Origin of the sequence: Fictibacillus nanhaiensis, from assembly GCF_019801215.1 — a bacterium.
GTDB lineage: Bacteria > Bacillota > Bacilli > Bacillales > Fictibacillaceae > Fictibacillus > Fictibacillus nanhaiensis_C.
On record NZ_JAHVJO010000001.1, the window covers coordinates 556,624 to 580,737 of the forward strand.

A 24,114-nucleotide genomic window follows, 5' to 3' on the forward strand; every position below is an offset into this window, starting at 1 on the left:
AAAACAAGATGCCGGTAATTTCATATATTGATGCTGTAACACAAGCCATCCGCGAAGAGATGCAGCGTGACAAACGAGTATTTGTTGTAGGAGAAGATGTTGGTGTGCGTGGAGGAGTTTTCCGTGCTACGACTGGTTTGATCGAGGAGTTTGGTGAACAGAGAGTAATCGATGCTCCACTTGCTGAATCTGCAATAGCTGGTGTAGGAATCGGAGCAGCTATGTATGGTATGCGTCCGATCGCTGAGATGCAATTTGCTGACTTTATTATGCCTGCTGTAAACCAAATCGTTTCAGAGGCTGCTAAGATCAGATATCGCTCAAACAATGACTGGTCTTGCCCGATTACGATTCGTGCGCCATATGGCGGCGGTGTTCATGGTGCTCTCTATCATTCACAATCCGTTGAAGCGCTGTTTGCGAATGTTCCAGGATTGAAGATTGTTATGCCTTCTACGCCATATGATGTAAAAGGTTTATTAAAGTCTGCCATTCGTGATGAAGACCCTGTCCTTTTCTTTGAACATAAACGTGCTTATCGTTTGATTAAAGGTGAAGTTCCAGAGGAAGAGTATACATTGCCGATAGGAAAAGCAGATGTGAAACGTGAAGGTGAAGATATTACAGTGATTACATATGGTCTCTGTGTTCATTTTGCACTGCAAGCAGCAGAAAAATTAGAAAAAGACGGGATTTCTGCTCATATTCTCGACCTTCGTACAGTTTATCCATTGGATAAGGAAGCGATTATGGAAGCAGCATCTAAAACAGGTAAAGTTCTTCTCGTTACAGAGGACAATAAAGAGGGCAGCATCATGAGTGAAGTTTCAGCGATCATTGCTGAAAATTGCTTGTTCGAATTAGATGCACCTGTTCAACGTTTGGCAGGTCCAGATGTTCCGGCTATGCCATATGCGCCTACGATGGAAAAACATTTTATGGTTAACCCTGAAAAAGTAGAAAAAGCCATGAGAGATCTAGCGGCATTTTAACAAAAGGAGGGAACTTTAATGGCTACAGAAAAAATTACGATGCCCCAGCTTGGGGAAAGTGTAACTGAAGGAACGATCAGTAAATGGCTCGTACAGCCTGGTGATACGGTAAAAAAATATGATCCTCTAGCTGAAGTAATGACTGATAAAGTAAACGCAGAAGTCCCATCCTCTTTTAGCGGAACGATTAAAGAACTTGTTGCAGGTGAAGGGGACACGCTTTCTGTTGGGGAGCTGATCTGCTATATCGATACAGAAGGAGGAAGCAGCTCTGAAGTACCTGCTTCTCCTAAAAAGGAAGAAACGACTCCGGATTCGAAAAAAGAAACGTCAACTACAGCAGCTGCCCCTAAAAAAGATACAGATGCTAGAGGACGGTACTCTCCAGCAGTCGTGCGTATGGCTTCTGAACATGGAATCGACTTGAACCAAATCGAAGGTTCAGGGCAAAGCGGCAGAATTACACGAAAAGATCTGCAAAAGATTATTGATTCTGGTGAGATTCCAACGGCAGAAAACAAACAAGCATCATCGTCTTCATCTGATTCAAGCGTTGTTGAAAGCAAACAAGAAAACCTTCAACCGAAAGAGTCGGCTTCAGGCTTAAAACCAATCTCGGTTGACACAATGCCAGGAGATATCGAGATTCCAGTTACAGGTATCCGTAAAGCGATTGCACAAAATATGGTTCGATCAAAACATGAAGCACCGCATGCTTGGACAATGGTCGAAGTGGATGTTACCAATCTTGTAGATTACCGCAACTCAGTAAAAGGTGATTTTAAAACGAAAGAAGGCTATAACCTAACTTTCTTACCGTTCTTTATCAAAGCGGTTGTAGAGTCATTAAAAGAATTCCCGCAGCTGAATTCTATGTGGGCTGGAGATAAGATTATTCAAAAGAAAGATATCAATATCTCTATCGCTGTTGCAACAGATGATGCTCTTTATGTTCCTGTTATTAAACACGCAGACGAGAAATCCATTAAAGGGATCGCCCGTGATGTAAAAGAACTTGCTGATAAAGTAAGAACGAATAAGCTTTCTGGTGAAGATATGAAAAACGGTACCTTCACAGTAAACAATACCGGGTCATTTGGGTCAGTCATGTCAACACCGATTATTAATTATCCACAAGCTGCTATTCTTTCTGTTGAATCTATCGTAAAACGACCGGTTGTTATGAATAATGGAATGATTGCTGTTCGAGACATGGTCAACCTTTGCTTGTCACTAGATCACCGAGTACTTGATGGTCTTGTTTGTGGACGTTTCCTTGCTCGAGTAAAAGAACGTCTTGAAAACATGACAAAAGAAAGTACATCCATTTATTAAATTAAAAAAAGATAAAATGAGGTTTATGAGGTTTTAATTTCGGGTAGTGTTAAACATCAACACCTCCAAACCCCATAACCCCCTAAGAAAAATGCCGTATATGTTACGGCATTTTTCTTTTTTATATTTCTTTTATTGAGTACAATAAGAAGGAAAGGAGCTGAACAAAATGAACTTTCAATTTAATTTATTTAATGATGTGGTAGAAACGGCTCGGAAAGAAATGGTCGAAGCAGGATACACGCAGCTTTTTAATTCAGAGGATGTAGAAGATGCGTTATCAAAAGAAGGAACAACACTTGTTATGATTAATTCCGTATGTGGATGTGCAGGCGGTATCGCGCGTCCAGCGGCTTCATATTCAGTAAAACAGGATGTTAGACCTGACCATCTTGTAACTGTTTTTGCAGGTCAGGATAAAGAAGCAACGGAAACCGCACGTGCTCATTTTACAGGTTATCCGCCGTCCTCCCCTTCATTCGCACTATTAAAAGACGGCAAGATTCAAATGATGGTGGAACGACATGAAATCGAAGGACACGAACCAATGGAAGTCGTAAACAAATTAAGAAGCGCATTTGAAGAGTATTGCAAGAAAGAAGCATAAAGATAAATAGAAGCTGCCAAGTTGGTGCTTAAAGCCAATTTGGACAGCTTTTTCATTGCCCATATACATATTTATTAACGAAGAAATGATTATGCTCGCGCTGTAAGTTCTATGCAGCCTATCTGTAACCGAATGCGTTCTTCACTGCCCATATGTGTGAACGATGCAATAATATTTCTTCAGCCTGTTTCAAATCCATATACACCAGTTCATGATCCTCATCAATCGGCACCTTAATAAAATCCCCAAAAACACCTGTATAAAAATACCCATTATTCATTATGTACTCATTTTTACTAGATTGAAAATATTGCTTTGCTTGGCCGATATAACCTTGAATCTCTAAAGAAAAGCCTGTTTCCTCTATACATTCTCTATTAAGGCATTTCTCTTTTTCTTCGTATTCATTCATCCCGCCGCCGGGCAAAAAACCTTTGCCATTTACAGTCATTACGGCTACTTTTTCTTTTTTATCATCGAATACAACGGCATAGACAGCATTCCTTCTCCTATAAGGAACATCAGGTATTACATCACCAAACTTCAAATGTAAAAACCACCTTTCAAATGAATAAAAATACATTCAGAATTATTAAAATACTTAAAAATGAATTTTTATGTGTTAATATTCATTTCAACGAATAAATATAAACTCATTGCAAAGGGGATATGCAAAATGATACGTAATTTCTTAAGCATTTATTTTATCATAATTATCGCTATATTAGCGGGTTGTGGAGCAGTTGAAGAAAAAGCTTCTTCTCTTGGAGCGGGTGATTCTGATAATCAAAAATTAGTCATGGCGACGTCAGCCGATTATCCTCCATATGAATTTGTTGATACCAAAAAAGGTGGGGAGATCGTTGGCTTTGATATTGATATAGCTAACCATATCGCGAACAATCTTGGATATGAGTTGGAGATAAAGGACATGGATTTTAATGGTCTTATCCCTGCAATAGACAGCGGAAAAGCGGACTTTGTTATCGCGGGAATGACGCCGAATGAAGAAAGAAAAAAGTCAGTTGATTTTTCAGATGAATATTATGCAGCACAGCAATTGATTGTAACAAAAGATAAGACGATTAAATCTGTTGAAGACCTTGAAGGCAAGACGCTCGGTGTGCAGTTAGGTTCTATTCAAGAAAAAGAAGCAGACAAGCTTTTAAAGGAGCATAACTTTGATGTTGTTCAGCGCAACAAAGTAACCGAACTGGTTCAAGAAATGAAATCAAATCGAATAGATGCAGGAATTATTGAAGATGCTGTGGCTTATGAGTTTCTTATGAAAAATAAAGAACTTTCATCATTTGTATTGCCAAACACTGAAACAGCTGGTTCGGCGATTGCCTTCCCAAAAGATAGTGAGCTGACAGAAGAATTTAATAAAGAGTTAAAGAAGATGAAAGAAGATGGCACACTGGATAAACTTATTGAAAAATGGTTCGGTGTGAAAAAATAGAGAAGAGAGAGTGATAGGCATGAACTTGGATTTTGCCCAGCTCGTGCCTTCTATTCCATATATATTGTATGGAATATGGGTTACGTTGCAGTTTGTAGCGGTTTCTTTAGTACTTGGTTTTTTTGGGGGAACGGTACTGTCCCTTTTTAAGATTGGTAAAATTACAATACTACGCTGGTTTGCAGATGCATACACATCAATCTTCAGAGGAACTCCTTTAATTTTGCAGATGTTAATTATCTATTATGCAGTGCCACAGCTGACTGGAGTGGATATGGGAGCTTTTACAGCCGGTGTATTGACCTTTGCGTTAAATTCTGCCGCCTACATTTCTGAGATTATCCGTGCAGGTATAAATGCCGTTGATAAAGGCCAAAAAGAAGCGGCTATGGCATTAGGCGTATCCTATCAATCCATGATGCTGAAAATCATCTTGCCGCAGGCGTTAAAAAATATATTGCCTGCACTTATGAATGAATTCATTACGTTAACAAAAGAATCAGCGATCGTTTCTGTTATTGGTGCTTTAGATGTAATGAGACGCGCACAAATCGTTGGAGCAAGCAATTATCGTTTTTTTGAACCCTTATTATTAGCAGGACTCATTTATTACTTACTTGTGATGCTCCTAACTTTAGCAGGACGTGTAGTGGAAAGGAGGCTTGCAAAAAGTGATTACTGTTAAAGGTCTAAGAAAAAGTTTTGGCAGAAACGAAGTCTTAAAAGGTATCACTACAACGATAAATAAAGGTGAAGTGATTGCGGTGATTGGTCCTTCAGGGTCTGGAAAATCAACCTTCCTGCGTTGTTTGAACAGGTTAGAAACACGTATCGAAGGCTCCATAATGATAGAAGGCACTGGAATCGAACAAATGGAAGGCCAACTCCGAAAAAAAGTAGGAATGGTGTTTCAGCACTTTAACCTTTTTCCGCATTTCACAGTCTTAGAAAATATTACTTTTGCTCCAGGACAGGTTTTGAAAACAGAAAAAACAGAGTCTCTGAATGATGCCTTCGAATTACTGAAATCAGTAGGGCTTTCTGATAAAGCAAACGATTATCCGGCAAAGTTATCCGGTGGACAAAAACAGCGGGTAGCTATCGCACGAGCATTAGCTATGAAACCTGAAGTGATGCTTTTTGACGAACCGACTTCTGCACTTGATCCTGAGATGGTAAAAGAAGTGCTTCAGGTCATGAAAAACCTTGTGAAATCGGGGATGACTATGGTAATCGTTACACATGAAATGGCATTTGCGAAGGAAGTAGCTGACCGTGTATTGTTTATGGACGATGGTAAGCTAGTAGAAGATGAAACGCCCGATGTTTTCTTTAAGGATCCGAAAACGGAGCGGGCTCAAGCTTTTTTAGAAAAAGTGATATAATAAACGAAAAGGACTTCACGAGAGGTCCTTTTTTTAATTTGGTCAATTCTGGGAAATGATGTAGAAAGAACCGCGAAAGAAGGATTTATACAATGAAATTTACGATTGGATACCGTACGTTAAAGACCGCGATTGGTGCAGGATTAGCTATTGCGATTGCGGAGTGGTTAAAACTGGACTTTTATACATCTGCAGGTATTTTAACGATTCTGTGTATTAAGGTTACACAAAAACGTTCGATCATCAGTTCTTGGGAGCGATTTGCTGCCTGTCTTTTAGGTATTTTGTTTGCATCTGCCTTATTCACATTAATCGGGTATCAATTTTATGCCTTAACGATTCTTTTGATTTTGTTCATTCCTACACTTGTAGCCTTGAACTTAAAAGAAGGAATTATTACAAGTTCTGTTATCATTCTGCACCTCTATACGTTGCAGAAAATAAGCTGGCCAATTGTATTTAATGAAGCAGGGATTATTGTAATTGGGATTGGTATAGGACTAATTATGAATTTATATATGCCTTCGATGGAAAAGACGTTGTTAACGATGCAAAAAGAGCTGGAAAATAAGTATAAACGGATTTTTCACGAATTTCATCTCTATCTTGCTCATAACAAGCATGAATGGGATGGCAAGGAAATCACAGAGTGCGCCGACTTGATTTCTAATGCAAAAAGTTTGGCATTCCGGGATGTTGAAAATCATTTTTTACGATACGAAAATCAGTATTATCACTATTTTAAAATGAGAGAAAAACAATTTGAAATCATTCAGAGGATGCTGCCCATTATATCTTCTATCGACAAGACATATATTCAAGGAGAAAAACTGGGAGAGTTCTTTGAACGGTTAGGTGCTGCAGTTCATCCGGGCAACACTGCTGCTTTATTTCTGGATGAGCTAGAAAAGATGAGACAGGAATTTAGAGAAATGCATCTACCCAAAGACAGACTGGAGTTTGAAACACGCTCTAAACTTTATCAGCTGCTTCATGATTTAGAAGAATACTTACTAATCAAAAAGAAATTTAAAAAAGATGAACCTGTTCCTCATGACGTGACCTGAAATATCAAATACTATGGAAAAAAGAACAGGGTGAATGTAATGATAAATTTCAAAATCGTTTTTCTCTTGTTTTTATCTCCTTTGTGGCCTTTAGGAGACGCACACGCTTTAGGTGATCCGTATGTCATTGTCAACAAAACAAATAACAAACTTGCTTATATAGAAGACGGTAAGATCCAGGAAGTTTATAAAGTAGCAACAGGTAAATCAAATGAATTAACCCCGGAAGGAGAATTTACCATTACCGTAAAAGCAGTAGATCCTTATTATCGAAAAAAGGATATCCCAGGTGGAGATAAGACAAATCCACTCGGCACCCGATGGATTGGATTCGATGCTAACGACACCGATGGCCGAACTTTTGGCATCCATGGAAATAACAACCCAGAAGCGATTGGAAGATTTGTAACTGCGGGCTGCATTAGAATGTATGAAAAAGATGTACAGGCCTTATATGAGAAAATTAAAATTGGAACAAAAATAAAAGTGATTTCCTCACAAAAGAGCTTTCAAGATAACCTTGAATAACGAATAACCCCAGTCTATTGACTGGGGTCTTTTTTATGGTTTTATGGATTTACACTTTTATAAGAATAGACTTACTCCAGCAAGCAGACTGCTCACGACAAGAGAAATAATCATCACATAAACGATTGTTTTCATAAGTTTCTGAGACACAGCGAATTCCCTCCTATTACTTATCCACTATAATTGTAACGTGTTTAAATCATAGAAACAAGAATTCCTTAGGATGTATAGCATTTTTCGTCGAAAATTTCCGAAATCATGCAGGAAAAAGCGCTTTCAAAACGAAAGAAGTTATGTTGAGAATATTTTTCGTTTTTTTAATAGGAGGCTTCTAATGGATAAACAGCAGCGATTAAAAGAGTGGCATGAAAATACAGAAAAGATGATGAATAAATTTCCAGAACGAAAAGATCGGTTTCATACTTCTTCAGATATTGAAATTAAAAGGCTTTATGGCGCAGAAGAAGAAAGTTATCCTTTCGATTCATTAGGATTGCCTGGAGAGTACCCATACACACGCGGCTCTCAAGCTACGATGTATCGAGCGCGTTTCTGGACGATGAGACAATATGCTGGCTTCGGTTCAGCAGAAGAAACCAACAAGAGGTTTCATTATTTATTAAAGCAAGGCCAGACGGGGCTATCAGTTGCTTTTGATCTTCCCACTCAGATTGGTTATGATTCCGATCATTCGATGGCTCGTGGAGAAGTAGGAAAAGTAGGCGTTGCAATTGATTCCTTGGAAGATATGGAAGCGCTTTTAAAAGACCTTCCTCTCGATAAAGTAAGTACATCGATGACGATAAATGCACCAGCTGCTGTTTTATTAGCCATGTATATCGCTGTTGCTGAAAAACAGGGAATAAGTGCTGAAAAGCTTTCGGGTACGATTCAAAATGACATCTTAAAAGAATACATTGCCCGGGGAACCTATATATTCCCTCCAAAGCCGTCCATGCGTTTAATCACTGACATTTTTGGCTTTTGTCAGTCACACGTACCAAGATGGAATACAATCAGTATATCTGGTTATCACATAAGAGAAGCTGGTGCTAACGCGGCACAAGAGCTGGCTTTTACGATTGCTAACGGCATAGCCTATGTAGATGCTGCATTGGATGCGGGTCTTGATATCGATGATTTTGCTCCGCGTTTAGCGTTCTTCTTTAACGCTCATAATCAATTTTTTGAAGAAGCGGCAAAGTTCAGAGCTGCTAGAAGAATGTGGGCTAAGCTAATGAAAGAACAATATGGAGCGAAAAATCCAAAATCATGGCAGCTCCGTTTTCATACCCAAACAGGTGGATCGACTCTTACAGCACAGCAGCCAGACAATAATATCGTCAGAGTCACGACCCAAGCACTTTCGGCAATTCTAGGTGGAACCCAAAGCCTTCATACTAACTCAAGAGATGAAGCACTCGCTCTGCCCACAGAAGATTCTGCAAGAATCGCACTTCGGACTCAGCAGATTTTAGCTCATGAAACGGGTGTGGCTGACACGGTGGATCCTCTTGCTGGTTCCTATTATGTAGAGCATTTAACTGACGAGCTCGAGGGGAAAGCAAATGAGTATCTGGATAAGATAAAACAGATGGGCGGTGCCGTATCAGCTGTAGAACAAGGATACATGCAGAGGGAGATTCATCATACCTCATACGAAACCCAAAAGAAAATTGAAAACGGTCAAGAAATTATCGTCGGGATGAATAAATTTACTATCGAGAATGAACCACAGCCAGACCTTTTAAGGGTCGATCCAGAACTAGGAGAAAAACAGAGAGAAAAGTTGCATACGTTAAAGTCCAATAGAGACCAAAACCGAGTGAGCGCTCAGTTGGAATCGTTGCGTTCTGCTGCTAAGGGAAAGGACAACTTAATGCCTGTCATTTTAGAGTGTGTTAAATCCTATTGTACGGTGGGAGAAGTCTGTGGTGTACTGCGAGAGGAATTTGGAGAATACACCGGAGTCTAACGAATAGGAGGAGTGGAAAGAGATGAAAAAAACAATTCGTGTTTTAATTGCAAAGCCAGGGCTAGACGGCCACGATCGTGGGGCATTGGTCATATCACAAGCGTTAAGGGATTATGGAATGGAAGTCATCTATACAGGGTTGAGGCAAACACCAGAACAAATTGCTGCTGCAGCCATTCAAGAAGATGTAGACGCGATCGGCTTATCTTGTTTATCAGGTGCTCATAATGAACTTTTTCCTGAAGTGATGCGCTTGCTTCATGAAAGAGGTGCAGATGATATTATTGTAGTAGGCGGAGGCGTCATTCCATGGGAAGACATCCCGTTATTAGAATCTAAAGGCATTAAAAAGGTGTTTACACCCGGAACACCTACGATAGAAACCGCTAAATTTATTGAGAAAGCAGTAAATGAGCGGGACGGTATTTCTTCTGTAACTGCAGCTGTTCCACCGGAACGAATTGATCATATCGGGATTGCTGTAGCATCACTCGACGAAGCATTGCCTTTTTATGTGAATCAATTGGGGCTGACGCTAGAAAAGATAGAAGAAGTTCCTTCACAGCAAGTGCGAGTGGCTTTTATTAAAATTGGGGAAACAAGGCTAGAGTTACTAGAAGCTTTAACTTCTGAAAGTCCGATCGCTTCCTTTATTCAAAAACGAGGTCAAGGGGTCCATCATGTTGCTCTAGGAGTTTCCGATATTCAAGACCGCATCCATGAACTTAAATCAAATGGCATAAACATGATCCACGATGTTCCTGTTACTGGAGCTGGTGGAGCTCAAGTCGCATTCATGCATCCTTCTTCATCACATAAGGTCCTGTTCGAACTATGTGAAAAACGCAAAAAGGAGGAAGTGTAATGGATATCTATGAAAAGATTAACGAGCTTTACGAAAAAAGAACGGAAATCGAGTTAGGCGGCGGAGACGACCGTATCGATAAACAGCATGAACGGGGAAAGTTAACAGCTAGAGAACGTATCGATCTTTTATTGGATGAAGGCACCTTTGTTGAATTGAATCCCTTTATGGAACACAGATCACATGACTTTGGCCTTTCTGGAATGAAAGCCCCCGGTGAAGGTGTTGTAACCGGATATGGAAAAATTCATGGCCGCCCTGTCTACTTGTTCGCACAAGATTTCACAGTATTTGGTGGTGCCCTTGGTGAGATGCATGCTAAAAAAATCAGTGCTGTTATGGATCTTGCTGCAAAGAATGGAACTCCTTTTATTGGCCTTAATGATTCAGGTGGAGCACGAATTCAGGAAGGTGTCATGTCCCTTGATGGCTATGGACATATCTTTTATAGAAACAGTATTTATTCTGGCGTAATTCCGCAAATCTCTGTGATTATGGGTCCTTGTGCAGGAGGTGCTGTCTATTCTCCAGCCATTACAGATTTTGTATTTATGGTTGAGAAAACCAGTCAGATGTTTATAACAGGTCCTAAAGTTATTGAAACCGTTACGGGTGAAAAGATATCTTCTGAAGACCTAGGTGGAGCTGAGATGCATGGGTCAAAGAGCGGAAATGCGCATTTTACAGCGCCATCAGAACCTGAAGTATTAGAAGATGTTAGAAGATTAATATCTTACCTTCCGCAGAATAATAAAGAGAAAACACCTGTATTACCATGGGGAGACGAAGTAGATGACCGGCCTGATCTAACCGAAATCATCCCGTTTGATGCAACAAGACCTTATGATGTTAGAACCGTTATCAATGAAGTGGTCGATAAAGATTCATTTATGGAAGTTCATTCCCAGTTTGCAAGAAATATTGTTGTAGGCTTTGCAAGAATAAAGGGTGAAGTGATAGGATTAGTATGTAATCAGCCAAAAGTTATGGCTGGGGGACTTGATATTGATTCATCTGATAAAGCATCCCGCTTCATCAGGCTATGTGATTCATTTAACATTCCGATCATTACATTTGAAGATGTAACAGGATTCTTTCCTGGTGTTAAGCAAGAACACGGTGGCATCATTCGTCATGGAGCCAAAATTTTATATGCCTATTCTGAAGCTACTGTTCCTAAGATTACAATCATCCTTCGAAAAGCATACGGTGGTGCCTATGTTGCCCTTAATAGTAAATCAATCGGGGCTGATTTAGTTTTTGCATGGCCTAATGCCGAAATTGCTGTAATGGGACCTCAAGGAGCAGCCAATATTATTTTTGCTAGAGAGATTGAAAACAGCGAAGATCCTGAAGCTACGAGAGCAGCCAAGATAGAAGAATATCGCACGAAGTTTGCCAATCCTTACATCGCTGCTGCAAATGGAATGGTTGATGATGTAATAGATCCAAGAGAAACTAGAATCAAGTGTATCCAGGCGTTGGACATGCTGCGCAACAAGAGTGAAGACAGACCCTACAAAAAGCATGGGAATATACCACTATAAGAAGCGAGGTAATACATAATGGTAAACGCAGAACGTCTATTAAACGAGTTTTTAGAGCTCGTACAAATTGATTCAGAAACGAGAAACGAAAAAGAGATTTCTATCGTACTTAAGAAAAAGTTTGAACAACTCGGGGTAGAAGTTTACGAAGATGATGCTGAATCGAAAACAGAACATGCAGCGGGAAATTTGATTTGTACGTTAAAAGGAAACAAAGAGGGAGTGGACACCATCTATTTCACCTCTCATATGGATACAGTTACTCCAGGTAAAGGAATCAAGCCTTCTGTTAAAGACGGGTATGTGGTTACGGATGGTACTACGATTCTTGGGGCAGATGATAAGGCGGGACTCGCAGCCATGTTTGAAGCGATTAAAGTGCTTCAAGAGCAAAATACGTCCCATGGAGATATCCAATTTGTTATTACAGTTGGAGAAGAATCCGGTTTAGTTGGTGCAAAAGTATTGGATGCTGAGAAGATTACGGCAAAATATGGTTTTGCTTTAGACAGTGATGGTCCTGTAGGTGATATCATTGTAGCGGCACCTACACAAGCAAAAGTACGAGCAACGATCTATGGAAAATCAGCACATGCAGGTGTAGCACCTGAAAAAGGCGTTTCAGCTATTACCATTGCAGCTAAAGCGATTTCCCGCATGCCATTAGGAAGAATTGATGAAGAAACAACAGCAAACATCGGCCATTTCCATGGTGGTGGTGACGGTGAACAGACGAATATTGTGTGTGACCGCGTTTTCGTACTAGCTGAAGCCCGTTCCTTAATTCATGAGAAGATGGAAGCACAAACTCAGAAGATGAAAGAAGCCTATGAATCGGTTGCAGCCGAAATGGGTGGACGAGCTGAGGTTGAAGTCGAAGTCATGTACCCAGGCTTTAAGTTTAATGATGGAGATCATGTTGTTGAAGTTGCTAAAAAAGCAGCTGAGAAAATCGGTCGCCCGCACAAACTTCTCCATAGTGGTGGAGGAAGTGACGCGAATGTAATTGCAGGTCATGGCATTCCAACTGTGAATCTAGCCGTTGGTTATGAAGAAATTCATACAACAAACGAAAGAATGCCTTTAGAAGAACTGACAAAAACAGCAGAAATGGTTCTTGCTGTTATTGACGTAACTTCTGGTAATTAATAGGTAATACGAAAAAAGCTTGGCGAACACTTCGTCAAGTTTTTGTTGTTTTATAGGTCAAGATGCCTGTTTTTGTCATAAAAATTAATGAAATTAGGTTTTAAAGTTGACAGTATCTTCAAGGTTTATGTAAGATATTTTTATCATGTAAATATTGGTAAATTTTAATCATTTTATATCTTATTCCGGGGGAGGAAATGGGATGAGTCAACAATCAGACATGCATATGATGGTGAACTATATGCGTGGAGTATATAAGGTGCTTGAAGAAGATTGGCAAAAGTCAGCGAAATCGATTGGTTTAACACAAGCTGAACAGCATATACTTTGGATCGTTTCTTTCGAAGAGGATATCACCATCTCCAAGATTGCTTATTATGGATTATGGGACGTTTCGACTGTTATGCAAGTCATCAAACGTTTAAAAGACAAGGGGCTCGTTAAATTAGAAAAAAAGAACGAAGACCGTAGAATATCCTATGTGTACTTAACAGAACAAGGGATTGAAAAACATAAGGAATCTTCAAGCTTTAACTGTCAGATTTACGGGTTCCTAAAAAAATGGCTGGAAGACGGAAACAAACACGAATTTTATCGTGATCTTATTCAATTACATAGAGATTTAAATGAGCATTTTCATGGTGGAGAATTTGTAGAGTGGGTAGAAGATACTGGAAAGAGGCTTCATAAGGCAAGGTAGATACCTTGTCTTTTTCTTTTGTTTTTAAAGCCCATTCGTTAACATATACTAACAAAGAGAGTTATTTAAAAAGGAGTTTTCATGTTGTATCAATCTTCGTTGCCAAAAAGGAGAATTATATTTCACGTTGACATGAATAGCTTCTATGCATCTGTTGAGATGGCTGAAAATCCTAATCTTAAAGGAAAGCCCCTAGCTGTAGCGGGAAATGTAGAAGAGCGAAAAGGAATCATCGTTACCTGCAGTTATGAAGCAAGAGCAAAAGGGGTCAAAACGACAATGCCACTATGGCAGGCAAGGAAGTTGTGTCCTGATCTCGTTGTAGTTCCACCGGACTTTGAGACATATAAAATGTATTCTTCTCGTATGTTTCAGCTTCTTCAAGAATATACGGAATGGGTTGAGCCGGTATCGATCGATGAAGGGTATATGGATGTGACAGCTTGTGAAAATCCGCTTAACACCGCACAAGATATCCAGAAGAGACTTTTGGATGAGATGAACTTACCTTGCTCGATTGGAATAGGACCGAATAAATTTTTGGCTAAGATGGCATCTGATATGAAAAAACCATTAGGCATCACCGTTTTAAGAAAAAGAGATCTTGCACATAAATTATGGCCTCTTAAAGTTGGAGAATTGCACGGAATCGGTCAGAAAACAGAAGAGAAATTCAACAAATATGGAATCTTTACCGTAAAGGATTTAGCACATGCCGTTGATTACGAGCTAAAGCAGCGTTTTGGAATAAACGGATTAAAGATGAAGGAAAGAGCAAATGGAATCGACCCTCGTCCAGTTGATCCTCAATCAGCGAGCGACTACCGATCGATTGGAAGCTCAACTACTTTAAGTGAGGACATCGTAAACATCAGTGAAGCTGAACCTGTTTTTAAGAGACTGTCTGAAAAAGTAACTAATCGATTAAAGACGAAAGGATATGTAGCTTTAACGATTGCGATTACGATAAGATACAGCGATAGAAAAACAATCACTCGAAGTAAAATGTTAGGCAATGCCACTCAGGAACAATCTGAAGTCTATGAAACAGCGATGCATTTATTTAAACAACATTGGAATAACGATGAAGTCCGTTTACTCGGTATAACAGCAACGGAAGTCGTAGAAAAGGAGAACGCTACGTACCAGCTTGACCTATTTTCTGTACAGAAAAATGAGAAAGAAGCATTGCTTCACGATGTATTATCTGCAATCGAAAGAAAACATGGTGAGGGAATCATTAAAAGGGGAAAAAATTAGCAGGGGCTGAGAACAGAATGATTCTCAAAAATAGTAAGTTAAGAACATTGATCTGGATTTTTGTTTTTATCGTTGTCTTTTTCCTTCTTGCTTCAATTTATAAGGAGCCATTGATTAATGGATGGGATGAATGGGTTATGAAACATGTTTCAATCCTGCATAGGGCAGGACTAAATTCATTTTTTGTTTTCATAACAAATGTGGCTTCCCGTCCCTATCAATATGCCCTTTTAACCTTCTTTTCCATCGTTTGGTTGTTTGTGGAAAGAAGGTGGAGAGAACCTTTAGTAGCTGCAGTTTGCTTGATTGGCATCAGAATTGGAAACCAATGGCTTAAAGATCTTTTTCAAAGGGAAAGACCATCATTTGATCGTATTATTGAAATAACAGGATATAGTTTTCCAAGCGGCCATGCGATGATTTCTTTCGCTTTTTTTGGCATATTGGCATATTTGCTCGTTCAAAATTATCCCGTTTTACAAGCTTACAAAAAACAAGTCTATGGTATCACCGGGATTTTTGTTTTATTAGTGGGATTTAGTCGCGTCTACTTAGGCGTTCACTTTCCAACAGATGTACTTGCAGGTTTTTCAGCCGGAGCAGCTTGGCTCTTTATATGTGTAATGCTGTACAATTTTTTAAAAGGCAATCGTGAGACCTTGTGACACCATCATGGGCACTTGGTAACTTACGTGGAATTGTTTCGAAAAACATGGAATAAATGCATGTATTAAAGAAAAAGCTGGCAACCGTACTCATTAGGTACGAAGCCAGCTTTATTCTATATTTACCAGCCTCGCTCATACTGCCTTGGACTTTGGATATCCGTTCCTAGATCATTTGCAGCAGTTCTCGGCCAGTAAGGGTCTTTTAGAAATTCTCGGCCTATAAAGATTAAGTCTGCTCTGTTATTTTGTAAAATTTCTTCAGCTTGACGCCCTGTTGTGATTAACCCTACAGCTCCAGTTGCCATTTCTGCTTTGTTTTTAATCAAGTCTGCAAAAGGGACTTGGTAACCGGGATAAGCATTGATTTTAGCTGGAACAACTGCTCCTGAACTGCAGTCGATCAGATCTACACCATCTTCTCTCATCCAGGATGCGTATGTCACATATTCTTCCGGTGTGTTTCCTTCAGGATGATAATCATTTGCTGAAATTCTTACAAACAACGGCCCATCCCATTCCAGTCTGATCGATGCGATAATCTCTTGTAAGAACCGGTATCTCTTTTGTTGGTTTCCACCATACGAATCTGTTCTTCTATTTGATAAAGGAGACAGGAACTCATTGATCAAATAGCCGTGAGCTCCATGAATTTCAATAATATCAAAGCCTGCAGCTTTTGCTCTCTTGGCAGCAGCTCTAAAATCTACGACAGTTTCTTCAATTTGTTTTAACGTCATTTCTTCTGGCTTTTTCATTTTATCGGAAAAAGCAATAGCTGATGGTGCGATGATAGGTCCGTCGATCATCGCTTTGCGGCCGGCATGTGCAAGCTGTATCGCAATTTTAGAACCATTATCATGGACGGAACTAACGAGCTCTTTCAATCCTTCCACATGGCTGTCATCCCAGATTCCCAAGTCTTCCGGACTGATTCTTCCTTGAGGGTTTACAGCAGCTGCTTCAGTCATGATTAATCCAGTTTGGCCCACGGCTCTTGACGTATAGTGAGTCAGGTGCCAAGGTGTTACTTTTCCGTCCTGTTCAAAGCATGAGTACATACACATTGGTGACATAACGATACGGTTTTTTAACGTAACGTTCCGAATCGTCAATGCTTGAAATAATTGCGGTTGAATAATAAACATCTCCTTTTTTATCTTAAAAACAATAATCAAGTCTCATTCATTGTAAATCTATTTACCACCATTTTTGAAGAAATCTGCCCTTCTGGTCTGGAGGCCCTTCTTGTAAAAGTTTTTTTGCGATTACTGGGTAGTCTGTAATAATAGCTTCAATTTCCCATTCGAAAAAATACTTCATCCATTTTTTACTGTTTACCGTATAAGGCCGGATGGGGATATTGTTCTGTTTGAAACCTTCCATAATGTAAGGGTGAAGGGATCTGTAGTTAGGATGCGCACTCTTCGAACAAACAGCTCTCACGTATTCCCATGGTTCAAAAAGTCCGGAAGAATAGAGTGGTGCTGTTTCAATGTAAGGATCCAATTTTCTAAGTTTTACGAGACTATAATGATTAAAGGATGAGATAACAGTTCTTTTTTTCATGCCATATTGGTGAAGAAGCTGCAGTATTTTTTCTTCAATCATGTTGTATTCGATCACGTTATTCTTTAATTCAATGTTAAGAAGCATCGGAAGGGGAGCGATCCAATCTAAAAACATTTCGAGTGTAGGTACATGTTCAGAGCTGAATTTTTTTGAAAACCAGCTGCCGGCATCAACCTTCATTAGCTCGTCAACCGTATAAGTATTAACATTTCCCTTTTTATTAGTAGTACGGTCCAATTTTTCATCATGGATGATTACAGGAATGCCATCTTTAGAAAGCTGAACATCCAGCTCAATTCCATCTGCACCATCTTGATACGCCTTTTTAAATGCAGCCATCGTATTTTCAGGACAATCTTTACTAGAACCTCTATGAGCAAAAATATATGTCATGATAAAAAGCTCCTTTCTACTTAATAGTGATCAGATTTATAGATAGTATAGGCGAAATGAAAAGGGAAGGGAAATGAAAGAACCCCCTCCTGTCTATCTGGAGGGGGCAGATTATTTTCTTCGTCTTGATCGTTTCTTTTTTTCTTCTCTATTATGTTCTTCCACATTGGCTCCTTTTTCAGTTAACCAACGTATAAAAACCAATTCTTTTTCTGTAAGAGATCGTTTTGTGAACTTTTCAAACTGAACGCGCAATTCAAGGTATCTTTGGGAAATTTCCGTTTCTGTCACATAAATCCCTCCCTAAATCTAGCTCTTCATTAAATCATAAAAGTTATGATCAGGGCTTGTCAATTTTTTCTAATCGTCAATTTCTGCAGAGAAATCAATAGATTTTGAACAAAATAACCAAAAGGAGTTGTTTAGAATGAAAATGTCCATCCGATTATGCTCGGTATTGCTTTCAGCTTTTCTTTTTTCTTCGCTTGCTTTACCTACTGTTCACGCGGTGTACCCTGACGTTCAGGAGCCGGCATATGCAAAATGGGGAAGACTAGCCGTTTTTGAAACAGGAAAGCGTTACCCAGATTATCAGATTGTAGATTATTTATACATGGGTCGAAATTTAGCGCAAAACGAAGATATTGTCGAAAAATTTAAGCTCTGGCTCAAAAAAGATTCTTTTGAAAAAGGTGTAATCGTCTCTATCACACGAACTCCAAGCGGTGTTTTTAGAAATATTTCTTTTCAAGAAACCGATCGATAAAATACAAAACGAAAAATTCAGTGTATATTCCCTAATTCCTCTGATCGTTTAACGGCTCTCTTAATACAGGCTGAGAAAGCATCCTGAACATGATATTGGTCCAATTTATCAATTCCTGCTTCTGTCGTTCCACCAGGGCTCGTGACTTTTTTTCGAAGAGATATTGGTGATTCAGTCGTATGTTTAAGCATAAGTGAAGCCCCAAGTAAGGTTTGAGAAATCAGAGTTTTGGCTTCTTCATGAGAGAGGTTTAATTCTTCTGCTGCCTTCTGCATCGCTTCGGCAATATAATACACATAAGCAGGACCGCTTCCTGAAAGTCCAGTTACGATATGAAGCTTTTCTTCCGCAACATGTGTGACCGTTCCAATCGTCTTAAACAACTCGATGCTAGTCTGTACATGAGTTTCTGAGGCGTATGCTCCTTTAGATAGAGCGGTCGCTGAATGGCCAATTGAAGCTGAAGTGTTTGGCATGGCTCGAATCACAGGGTTTTTCTTTGCAATCCACTCTGTAATCTTTTCTGTTGAAATCCCTGCCATGACAGAAATGAGGAGCTGTTCTTTGTTAATAAAAGGTGCAAGACCTTTAACTGCATATAAAGCATCTTTTGGCTTTACGGCTAGGATGATAATCCCTGCATCCTTGATGGCGTCATCAATTGCATTTACTCCTGTCACACCATACTTGTCTTGCAAGGCTTTCAATCGTTCATTGTTGTTCCTGTTTTTAACCGTGATCTCGCTCGGATGCCATCTGTTTGTTTTCGTTAACCCTTCCAAAATCGCTTCTGCCATAGCTCCCGCACCAATAAACGCTATTTTTTCCTTTTTCACTACAGATCCCTCCTCAATTGAGTATAAAAAAACTCCCGGTCCTAATGAAAGGACGGATGGGAGTGATCCGTGGTACCACCTTTATTGGCATATGTGTTTGCCCGCTCAATTACGTCTTTATCGCAGAACTGCGCCGGATTTCTCCAGATGCTCTGAGGGCAGGTTCAGCATTTCCTTTCCGGTGAAATCTTGCAGCCTAAGGATTTCACTCTCTATTACGGGAAAAATGCTTACTGATCCCTTTCAACGCAAATATTTATTGGCCATATTTGGCATTTCATTTATATTTTAAAAAACATTATGCTATGATTTCTATATGTATGTCAACTAGTTATTTATTTGGAGGAAAAGATGACAAAAGCTGCAACAATTATTCCTATTACCCTTCCTACTCCTTTTGATGTAGGTCCTGTCAACTGCTACCTCCTTAAAGGGGATGCGGTTTCCCTTATTGATTGCGGTCCATTAACAACAGAGGCGAAAGATGTTCTCGTATCCTCACTAAAAGAGAACAACTTAACGATTAGTGACTTGGATCAGTATATTTGCACACATTATCATCCTGATCATTCTGGACTTTCAAGTGAAATTCAACAATATGGCGTTCCTACACTTATGCTTAAAGAAGCTGTTCCGTATGTAAGTCTGGATAGTGACTTTCTAGCTTGGTCAGAGTCCTTTTATACAAAATTATATCGTTATTTTGGCGTGCCGGATTCTTTAGGAAGGCTGGAGTTGATTAAACTGCGTAAGTACAGAACGTTTATGAACCCTTTCACTCCGGATTTAACGCCTTTGCCTGGCGAGAGTGTTCCTGGCCACGAAGGATTTGTTTTTTTAAAAACTCCTGGTCATGCGCCTGATCATCTTTCACTTTATCACGAAAGAGATGGTGTCTTTATCGGTGGAGATGTGCTATTGCCGCACATTTCGTCCAATGCGCTCTTAGAACCTCCTGAACTTCATGAAAGAGAACGTCCTAAGACATTGCTTCAGTATCGAAAGACGCTTCGCAACCTCTTAACGTTAAATTTAGGAACTGTTTATCCTGGCCATGGAGAGCCGTTTACTGATGCACCTAAGTTGATCGCAAAAAGACTTCAAGATCAGCATGAACGGGCAAGAGCGATTGAAAATTTATTGAGTGCCGAGCCGTTAACGGTTTTTGAACTCTGTGTCAGGCTTTTTCCGAAATTATATGAGAAGCAACTTGGCTTAGTCGTTTCTGAAGTGACGGGTCACCTTGATCTTCTTAAAGAAGAAGCACGTATTACACAAGAAGAAGACAAAGGACGGTTTTATTTTAGACAGACAGGAGTAGTGAAATGACCCAGATTAAAAATAAAGTGGTTGTAATTACAGGGGCATCAGGCGGTCTTGGGGCTCATTTGGCAATGGATGTTGCCAAAAGAGGAGGTCTTCCGGTACTGCTTGCGAGAAGAGAAGATCAGTTGAGAATCGTACATGAATCGATCGTGAAAGAAACAGGTGTGGAAGCTCCGTATTATACGTTAGATGTCTCGGATTTAGAGAGTGTAAATCAAGTTTTTCAGCACGTTTTAAGTGAACAAAAAGATGTACATATCCTTGTGAACAATGCGGGTTTCGGGGTTTTTGAGGAGTTTCTGGATGCTTCATGGAAGAACATTGAAGGGATGTTTTCAACGAACGTTCTAGGTTTGATGGCATGTACTCGTGCTGTTTTGCCGTCTATGCTTCAAAGAGGCAGCGGACACATCATCAATATTGCTTCTCAAGCGGGGAAGATTTCTACCCCTAAATCAAGTGTATATGCAGCAACAAAACATGCTGTTCTCGGGTTTTCAAACGGTCTTCGTCTAGAAATCGCACATAGAGGAGTTCATGTAACATCGGTTAATCCTGGTCCGATTGCTACGGACTTTTTCACGCTTGCAGACAAATCGGGAAATTACGTGAAAAACGTTCAAAAATTGATGCTTCAGCCTTCCCATGTTTCAGAAAAAATTGTTGAGGCCATGGAACGACCTGTTCGTGAGCTGAACCTGCCATGGTGGATGAATGTAGGAAGCACTTTATATCAAGTTATGCCTAAATTAATTGAAACCTTAGGCGGTAAATCCTTTCGTCAAAAATAAAATAACCATAATAATATTATGTAAACTAAAAATCCTAAAATCATTCTAAGGTTCTGTTTAATTTAAACAGAACCTTTTTATTTATTTGTAAAATATTCATAAACAACGTCTTGAATGATGGTGTACATCCCTTCTTCCTGGTTCTCTTCTTTAATTTGATCTACTACTTTTGTCTCTAATAAAATCCATTCTTGTTCGGTCAGCATACAATCTTCTTCTTCCCATAAATAGTCCTTCAATGCTCGTAAAATCATTTTTCTTAACAAAGAGCGATTCATTTTCTTCACCTGTCTTTCCTTATAAATCCTAGACTCTTCGGTCATAAACGTCAATCTGCGAAAATCGCTGAAAAAATTACCATTGTTATAAGAACATATATTCGGTTAAAATGGGTATACATATAAAGAACAAACGTTCGTATTAAAGTGAGGGGGCCTTGTGACAAATGAACTATGAAGAAATGCCGGAGCGAACCATCCTGTGTATGGATATGAAAAGTTTTTATGCCAGCTGTGCGGCTGTCCGCTTAGGTTTGAATCCGCTCACGTGTTATTTGGCGGTGGTGGGAGACACAGAACGTCAAGGAAGTGTCGTTCTTGCAGCCTCTCCACGTCTGAAAGCTGACTTTGGCATCCGAACTGGAAACCGTTTATTTGAAATTCCTAAAGATAAAAATATCATTATTGTCAATGCACAGATGGCTTTTTTTCTGGAGAGGTCAATGGAAATCACGAAGCTGCTGCACCGGTATGTCCCACCTGAAGCCATCCACACATACAGCGTGGATGAAAGCTTTCTGCAAGCTGATGGGACAGAAAGATTATGGGGCAGCGCTCAGGAATTAGGAGATAGAATCCGCCGTGATATATGGAGAGAGTTCGGATTGCCGTGTGCGATCGGAATCGGTCCGAACATGCTCATGGCAAAGCTTTGCCTTGATCTAGAGGCGAAGAAAAAGGGAGTAGCCGAGTGGGGATATGAAGATGTAAAAACAAAACTATGGCCTCTATCTCCCTTGAGTAAAATGTGGGGCATCGGATCCCGGGTTGAGCGGACCTTAAACAGAATGGGAATTGTAACCGTCGGTGATCTCGCGCATTATCCACTTGAACTTTTAGAGAAAAAATTCGGCATCATGGGAAACCAGCTTTACTACCACGCATGGGGAGTGGATCTGTCTGAAATCGGCGCTCCCATCATGCAGGGACAGATCAGCTATGGAAAAAGTCAGATCTTGCTTAGAGATTACACAGATATCGTGGAGATCAAGTATGTCATTTTAGAAATGTGTGAAGAGGTAGCGAGACGTGCGAGAAGAGCAGGAAAGGCAGGGCGTACAATAAGCTTTGGGGTAGGATACAGCAAGGACGAAGGAGGCGGCGGATTTTACCGTTCCAAAACGATAGAGCAGCCGTCTAACATTACAATGGAGCTTTATGAAGTTTGCCTCGAGTTGTTTCAAACCTTTTATCAGGGGCAAACCGTACGTAAAATCTCGATTGCCCTCTCAAATGTTTGTAAGGATACCGAAACACAGTTGACGCTCTTTTCTCTAGATCATCCACAGAAAAGAAAAATCGGCTATGTGATGGATGATATCCGGCAAAAATACGGTTCAAACTCTCTATTGCGCGCAGTTTCTTATACAAAAGGAGGGACTGCTCTACACAGAAGCCGGCTTTTAGGTGGACATAAGGCATAAGGAGGGAAGACGGTGATTCGTGACAGAGGAACGATAAAGTGGACCGCGATGATGCTTCCGGAACACGTGAAGATGTTAAGAGATCATCAGAACCATTTGGATTATGGAAGAAAACCGGTTCTCGATGAACAAAAATATGAAGAATTGAATGAAACGATCTGCGGGGCTATGGAGGATAACCGGATATTAAAGTTTACGTACTTTCAAAAAGGAGAGATGACACAGCTTAAAGGCCATGTGCACTATGTGGATGAAATAAAAAAAGAGCTGCGTGTTATGGATGAGCTGACAGAGGTGCATGTTCTAAAGCTGGCAAACATCCTTGATATAGAACACACATAAAAACGTGAGCTTAGAAAAATCAGTAATGATAACTTAGGAAACTTTTAAAAAAGAAGACAAAAGCAAGGTAAATCCCTTTTGCTCTTGTCTTCCTTTTCTTAACCGAATATCTCTGTTAAATAAATCATGATCAAAAGTCCAGCTATGAATGATAATGTTGCTGAACGAGCATGACCGTCTCCATGGCTTTCGGGAATAAGTTCTTTATAGACGATAAAAAGCATGGCTCCAGCAGCAAAAGAGAGTCCATAAGGAACAAGATTTTCTACATAAGAGGTCAAAAGATACCCAAGCATAGCAGTAATAATTTCGACTGCACCCGTTAATGTGGCAATAAAGAAAGCTTTCACTCGACTCATCTTTTGATGTATTAAAAAGAGTGCGACAAGGAGGCCCTCAGGTGCATTCTGCAAACCGATCGCAAAGGCGATCAATCCCCCGAGTCCAGTGTTATCACTTGCATAGCTTACACCGACTGAAAGCCCTTCAGGCAGATTATGCAGTGTGATAGCGGCGATGACTAAAGCAGCTTTAGCATCAATGCCTTTGAGTATTTTAGAATGATCAAGATCGACATGTGGAACGTATCTTTCTAAAACCATCAAAGTAAGCGTACCGAGTGTGATGCCAATCGTAAGTACATACAGATTGGATAGCTCAAGAGCTTGTGGTAGTAAGCTGAAAGTTGATGCGGCGACCATGATACCGGCTGTAAGGGCAAGCAGAATGTCACGAAACCGGTGTGTGACATGTGCCAAGAAAAGAACGGGCAAGGCACCAAGCCCTGTTGCTAATGCTGATAAAACACTTCCAAAAAAAGCTGCTTCCATTTATTCCCCACCTTGGTCA

The 24,114-nt window shown here is 40.0% G+C and carries 28 protein-coding genes and 1 other annotated feature; of the genes, 20 read left to right on the forward strand and 8 right to left on the reverse strand.

Annotated features, from left to right (window positions below):
• Positions 1–8: 8 nt before the first annotated feature.
• The 3 genes from KUV80_RS02865 to KUV80_RS02875 all read left to right on the forward strand — a co-directional run bounded on the left by KUV80_RS02865 (position 9) and on the right by KUV80_RS02875 (position 2,934).
• Positions 9–992: an alpha-ketoacid dehydrogenase subunit beta gene (locus KUV80_RS02865; protein ID WP_222461163.1), complete on the forward strand. Its 984-nt coding sequence runs from the start codon at positions 9–11 to the stop codon at positions 990–992.
• 18 nt (positions 993–1,010) lie between these two features.
• On the forward strand, positions 1,011–2,327 hold the full coding sequence (locus tag KUV80_RS02870) for a dihydrolipoamide acetyltransferase family protein (RefSeq protein WP_222461164.1): 1,317 nt from the start codon (positions 1,011–1,013) through the stop codon (positions 2,325–2,327).
• A gap of 169 nt (positions 2,328–2,496) precedes the next feature.
• The gene (locus tag KUV80_RS02875; RefSeq protein ID WP_222461165.1) at positions 2,497–2,934 is read left to right on the forward strand and encodes a BrxA/BrxB family bacilliredoxin; all 438 of its coding nucleotides are present in this window, start codon (positions 2,497–2,499) and stop codon (positions 2,932–2,934) included.
• A 118-nt stretch (positions 2,935–3,052) separates the two neighbouring features.
• Here the strand turns inward: KUV80_RS02875 and KUV80_RS02880 are convergent, their stop codons facing one another.
• Positions 3,053–3,481: an NUDIX domain-containing protein gene (locus KUV80_RS02880; RefSeq protein ID WP_222461166.1), complete on the reverse strand. Its 429-nt coding sequence runs from the start codon at positions 3,479–3,481 to the stop codon at positions 3,053–3,055.
• Between the two features lie 129 nt (positions 3,482–3,610).
• Here KUV80_RS02880 and KUV80_RS02885 point away from each other — a divergent pair, with 129 nt between their 5' ends.
• From KUV80_RS02885 to KUV80_RS02905, 5 genes are all read left to right on the forward strand, one after another.
• On the forward strand, positions 3,611–4,396 hold the full coding sequence (locus tag KUV80_RS02885; RefSeq protein WP_222461167.1) for a transporter substrate-binding domain-containing protein: 786 nt from the start codon (positions 3,611–3,613) through the stop codon (positions 4,394–4,396).
• A 19-nt stretch (positions 4,397–4,415) separates the two neighbouring features.
• Positions 4,416–5,081, forward strand: coding sequence for an amino acid ABC transporter permease (locus KUV80_RS02890; protein WP_222461168.1), 666 nt, complete (start codon positions 4,416–4,418; stop codon positions 5,079–5,081).
• Entirely contained in the window at positions 5,068–5,781 is a 714-nt protein-coding gene (locus KUV80_RS02895) for an amino acid ABC transporter ATP-binding protein (protein WP_222461169.1), read from the forward strand. Before KUV80_RS02890 ends, KUV80_RS02895 begins: the two co-directional genes overlap by 14 nt.
• A gap of 92 nt (positions 5,782–5,873) precedes the next feature.
• Entirely contained in the window at positions 5,874–6,848 is a 975-nt protein-coding gene (locus KUV80_RS02900) for an aromatic acid exporter family protein (protein WP_222461170.1), read from the forward strand.
• 39 nt (positions 6,849–6,887) lie between these two features.
• Positions 6,888–7,376 carry a L,D-transpeptidase gene (locus KUV80_RS02905; protein ID WP_222461171.1) on the forward strand — a complete coding sequence of 163 codons (489 nt, stop codon included), beginning with the start codon at positions 6,888–6,890 and terminating at the stop codon, positions 7,374–7,376.
• A gap of 57 nt (positions 7,377–7,433) precedes the next feature.
• Here KUV80_RS02905 and prli42 read toward each other — a convergent pair whose 3' ends face one another.
• Positions 7,434–7,526, reverse strand: coding sequence for a stressosome-associated protein Prli42 (prli42, locus tag KUV80_RS02910; RefSeq protein ID WP_338083462.1), 93 nt, complete (start codon positions 7,524–7,526; stop codon positions 7,434–7,436).
• Positions 7,527–7,710: 184 nt separating this feature from the next.
• Between prli42 and KUV80_RS02915 the strand changes: the two genes are divergently transcribed.
• The 7 genes from KUV80_RS02915 to KUV80_RS02945 all read left to right on the forward strand — a co-directional run bounded on the left by KUV80_RS02915 (position 7,711) and on the right by KUV80_RS02945 (position 15,537).
• The gene (locus tag KUV80_RS02915; RefSeq protein WP_222461172.1) at positions 7,711–9,351 is read left to right on the forward strand and encodes an acyl-CoA mutase large subunit family protein; all 1,641 of its coding nucleotides are present in this window, start codon (positions 7,711–7,713) and stop codon (positions 9,349–9,351) included.
• A 22-nt stretch (positions 9,352–9,373) separates the two neighbouring features.
• A complete protein-coding gene (mce, locus tag KUV80_RS02920; protein WP_222461173.1) occupies positions 9,374–10,216 on the forward strand; it encodes a methylmalonyl-CoA epimerase in 843 nt (280 codons plus the stop codon).
• Positions 10,216–11,763: an acyl-CoA carboxylase subunit beta gene (locus KUV80_RS02925; protein WP_222461174.1), complete on the forward strand. Its 1,548-nt coding sequence runs from the start codon at positions 10,216–10,218 to the stop codon at positions 11,761–11,763. Before mce ends, KUV80_RS02925 begins: the two co-directional genes overlap by 1 nt.
• Before the next feature lie 18 nt (positions 11,764–11,781).
• Positions 11,782–12,912, forward strand: coding sequence for a M20/M25/M40 family metallo-hydrolase (locus KUV80_RS02930; RefSeq protein ID WP_222461175.1), 1,131 nt, complete (start codon positions 11,782–11,784; stop codon positions 12,910–12,912).
• A gap of 202 nt (positions 12,913–13,114) precedes the next feature.
• Positions 13,115–13,612, forward strand: a complete 498-nt coding sequence (locus KUV80_RS02935; RefSeq protein ID WP_222461176.1) for a MarR family transcriptional regulator — start codon at positions 13,115–13,117, stop codon at positions 13,610–13,612.
• Positions 13,613–13,693: 81 nt separating this feature from the next.
• A complete protein-coding gene (locus tag KUV80_RS02940; RefSeq protein WP_222461177.1) occupies positions 13,694–14,872 on the forward strand; it encodes a DNA polymerase IV in 1,179 nt (392 codons plus the stop codon).
• 17 nt (positions 14,873–14,889) lie between these two features.
• On the forward strand, positions 14,890–15,537 hold the full coding sequence (locus KUV80_RS02945) for a phosphatase PAP2 family protein (RefSeq protein ID WP_222461178.1): 648 nt from the start codon (positions 14,890–14,892) through the stop codon (positions 15,535–15,537).
• A 122-nt stretch (positions 15,538–15,659) separates the two neighbouring features.
• Here KUV80_RS02945 and namA read toward each other — a convergent pair whose 3' ends face one another.
• The 3 genes from namA to KUV80_RS02960 form a co-directional block, all read right to left on the reverse strand.
• Positions 15,660–16,685 carry an NADPH dehydrogenase NamA gene (gene namA / locus KUV80_RS02950; RefSeq protein WP_246625011.1) on the reverse strand — a complete coding sequence of 342 codons (1,026 nt, stop codon included), beginning with the start codon at positions 16,683–16,685 and terminating at the stop codon, positions 15,660–15,662.
• 52 nt (positions 16,686–16,737) lie between these two features.
• Positions 16,738–17,502 carry a glycerophosphodiester phosphodiesterase gene (locus tag KUV80_RS02955; RefSeq protein WP_222461179.1) on the reverse strand — a complete coding sequence of 255 codons (765 nt, stop codon included), beginning with the start codon at positions 17,500–17,502 and terminating at the stop codon, positions 16,738–16,740.
• A 111-nt stretch (positions 17,503–17,613) separates the two neighbouring features.
• A complete protein-coding gene (locus KUV80_RS02960; RefSeq protein WP_222461180.1) occupies positions 17,614–17,793 on the reverse strand; it encodes a hypothetical protein in 180 nt (59 codons plus the stop codon).
• 136 nt (positions 17,794–17,929) lie between these two features.
• Between KUV80_RS02960 and KUV80_RS02965 the strand changes: the two genes are divergently transcribed.
• A complete protein-coding gene (locus tag KUV80_RS02965) occupies positions 17,930–18,268 on the forward strand; it encodes a DUF3889 domain-containing protein (RefSeq protein ID WP_222461181.1) in 339 nt (112 codons plus the stop codon).
• 17 nt (positions 18,269–18,285) lie between these two features.
• Here the strand turns inward: KUV80_RS02965 and proC are convergent, their stop codons facing one another.
• Positions 18,286–19,104 (reverse strand): pyrroline-5-carboxylate reductase, encoded by an 819-nt coding sequence (gene proC / locus KUV80_RS02970; protein WP_222461182.1) that lies wholly within the window; start codon positions 19,102–19,104, stop codon positions 18,286–18,288.
• Positions 19,105–19,149: 45 nt separating this feature from the next.
• Positions 19,150–19,360 (reverse strand) — a binding site (T-box leader).
• 95 nt (positions 19,361–19,455) lie between these two features.
• Here proC and KUV80_RS02975 point away from each other — a divergent pair.
• Both KUV80_RS02975 and KUV80_RS02980 read left to right on the forward strand, forming a co-directional pair.
• A complete protein-coding gene (locus tag KUV80_RS02975; protein WP_222461183.1) occupies positions 19,456–20,433 on the forward strand; it encodes an MBL fold metallo-hydrolase in 978 nt (325 codons plus the stop codon).
• On the forward strand, positions 20,430–21,221 hold the full coding sequence (locus tag KUV80_RS02980) for an SDR family NAD(P)-dependent oxidoreductase (RefSeq protein ID WP_222461184.1): 792 nt from the start codon (positions 20,430–20,432) through the stop codon (positions 21,219–21,221). Before KUV80_RS02975 ends, KUV80_RS02980 begins: the two co-directional genes overlap by 4 nt.
• 77 nt (positions 21,222–21,298) lie before the next feature.
• Here KUV80_RS02980 and KUV80_RS02985 read toward each other — a convergent pair whose 3' ends face one another.
• Positions 21,299–21,499: a YqzH family protein gene (locus KUV80_RS02985; protein WP_222461185.1), complete on the reverse strand. Its 201-nt coding sequence runs from the start codon at positions 21,497–21,499 to the stop codon at positions 21,299–21,301.
• Positions 21,500–21,666: 167 nt separating this feature from the next.
• On the opposite strand from KUV80_RS02985, the gene KUV80_RS02990 reads away from it, so the two are divergent.
• Both KUV80_RS02990 and KUV80_RS02995 read left to right on the forward strand, forming a co-directional pair.
• Complete coding sequence (locus tag KUV80_RS02990; protein ID WP_222461186.1) at positions 21,667–22,923, forward strand: DNA polymerase thumb domain-containing protein; 1,257 nt, start codon at positions 21,667–21,669, stop codon at positions 22,921–22,923.
• A gap of 12 nt (positions 22,924–22,935) precedes the next feature.
• On the forward strand, positions 22,936–23,265 hold the full coding sequence (locus KUV80_RS02995) for a YolD-like family protein (protein WP_222461187.1): 330 nt from the start codon (positions 22,936–22,938) through the stop codon (positions 23,263–23,265).
• A gap of 98 nt (positions 23,266–23,363) precedes the next feature.
• Here KUV80_RS02995 and KUV80_RS03000 read toward each other — a convergent pair whose 3' ends face one another.
• The gene (locus tag KUV80_RS03000) at positions 23,364–24,095 is read right to left on the reverse strand and encodes a ZIP family metal transporter (RefSeq protein ID WP_222461188.1); all 732 of its coding nucleotides are present in this window, start codon (positions 24,093–24,095) and stop codon (positions 23,364–23,366) included.
• Positions 24,096–24,114: the final 19 nt, after the last annotated feature.

Coding starts and splice junctions, on each gene's coding strand:
- KUV80_RS02865 (WP_222461163.1), top strand. CDS start 9: ATGCCGGTAATTTCATATATTGATGCTGTAACACAAGCCATCCGCGAA.
- KUV80_RS02870 (WP_222461164.1), top strand. CDS start 1,011: ATGGCTACAGAAAAAATTACGATGCCCCAGCTTGGGGAAAGTGTAACT.
- KUV80_RS02875 (WP_222461165.1), top strand. CDS start 2,497: ATGAACTTTCAATTTAATTTATTTAATGATGTGGTAGAAACGGCTCGG.
- KUV80_RS02885 (WP_222461167.1), top strand. CDS start 3,611: ATGATACGTAATTTCTTAAGCATTTATTTTATCATAATTATCGCTATA.
- KUV80_RS02890 (WP_222461168.1), top strand. CDS start 4,416: ATGAACTTGGATTTTGCCCAGCTCGTGCCTTCTATTCCATATATATTG.
- KUV80_RS02900 (WP_222461170.1), top strand. CDS start 5,874: ATGAAATTTACGATTGGATACCGTACGTTAAAGACCGCGATTGGTGCA.
- KUV80_RS02905 (WP_222461171.1), top strand. CDS start 6,888: ATGATAAATTTCAAAATCGTTTTTCTCTTGTTTTTATCTCCTTTGTGG.
- KUV80_RS02915 (WP_222461172.1), top strand. CDS start 7,711: ATGGATAAACAGCAGCGATTAAAAGAGTGGCATGAAAATACAGAAAAG.
- mce (WP_222461173.1), top strand. CDS start 9,374: ATGAAAAAAACAATTCGTGTTTTAATTGCAAAGCCAGGGCTAGACGGC.
- KUV80_RS02925 (WP_222461174.1), top strand. CDS start 10,216: ATGGATATCTATGAAAAGATTAACGAGCTTTACGAAAAAAGAACGGAA.
- KUV80_RS02930 (WP_222461175.1), top strand. CDS start 11,782: ATGGTAAACGCAGAACGTCTATTAAACGAGTTTTTAGAGCTCGTACAA.
- KUV80_RS02935 (WP_222461176.1), top strand. CDS start 13,115: ATGAGTCAACAATCAGACATGCATATGATGGTGAACTATATGCGTGGA.
- KUV80_RS02940 (WP_222461177.1), top strand. CDS start 13,694: ATGTTGTATCAATCTTCGTTGCCAAAAAGGAGAATTATATTTCACGTT.
- KUV80_RS02945 (WP_222461178.1), top strand. CDS start 14,890: ATGATTCTCAAAAATAGTAAGTTAAGAACATTGATCTGGATTTTTGTT.
- namA (WP_246625011.1), bottom strand. CDS start 16,685: ATGTTTATTATTCAACCGCAATTATTTCAAGCATTGACGATTCGGAAC.
- KUV80_RS02955 (WP_222461179.1), bottom strand. CDS start 17,502: ATGACATATATTTTTGCTCATAGAGGTTCTAGTAAAGATTGTCCTGAA.
- KUV80_RS02965 (WP_222461181.1), top strand. CDS start 17,930: ATGAAAATGTCCATCCGATTATGCTCGGTATTGCTTTCAGCTTTTCTT.
- KUV80_RS02975 (WP_222461183.1), top strand. CDS start 19,456: ATGACAAAAGCTGCAACAATTATTCCTATTACCCTTCCTACTCCTTTT.
- KUV80_RS02980 (WP_222461184.1), top strand. CDS start 20,430: ATGACCCAGATTAAAAATAAAGTGGTTGTAATTACAGGGGCATCAGGC.
- KUV80_RS02985 (WP_222461185.1), bottom strand. CDS start 21,499: ATGAATCGCTCTTTGTTAAGAAAAATGATTTTACGAGCATTGAAGGAC.
- KUV80_RS02990 (WP_222461186.1), top strand. CDS start 21,667: ATGAACTATGAAGAAATGCCGGAGCGAACCATCCTGTGTATGGATATG.
- KUV80_RS03000 (WP_222461188.1), bottom strand. CDS start 24,095: ATGGAAGCAGCTTTTTTTGGAAGTGTTTTATCAGCATTAGCAACAGGG.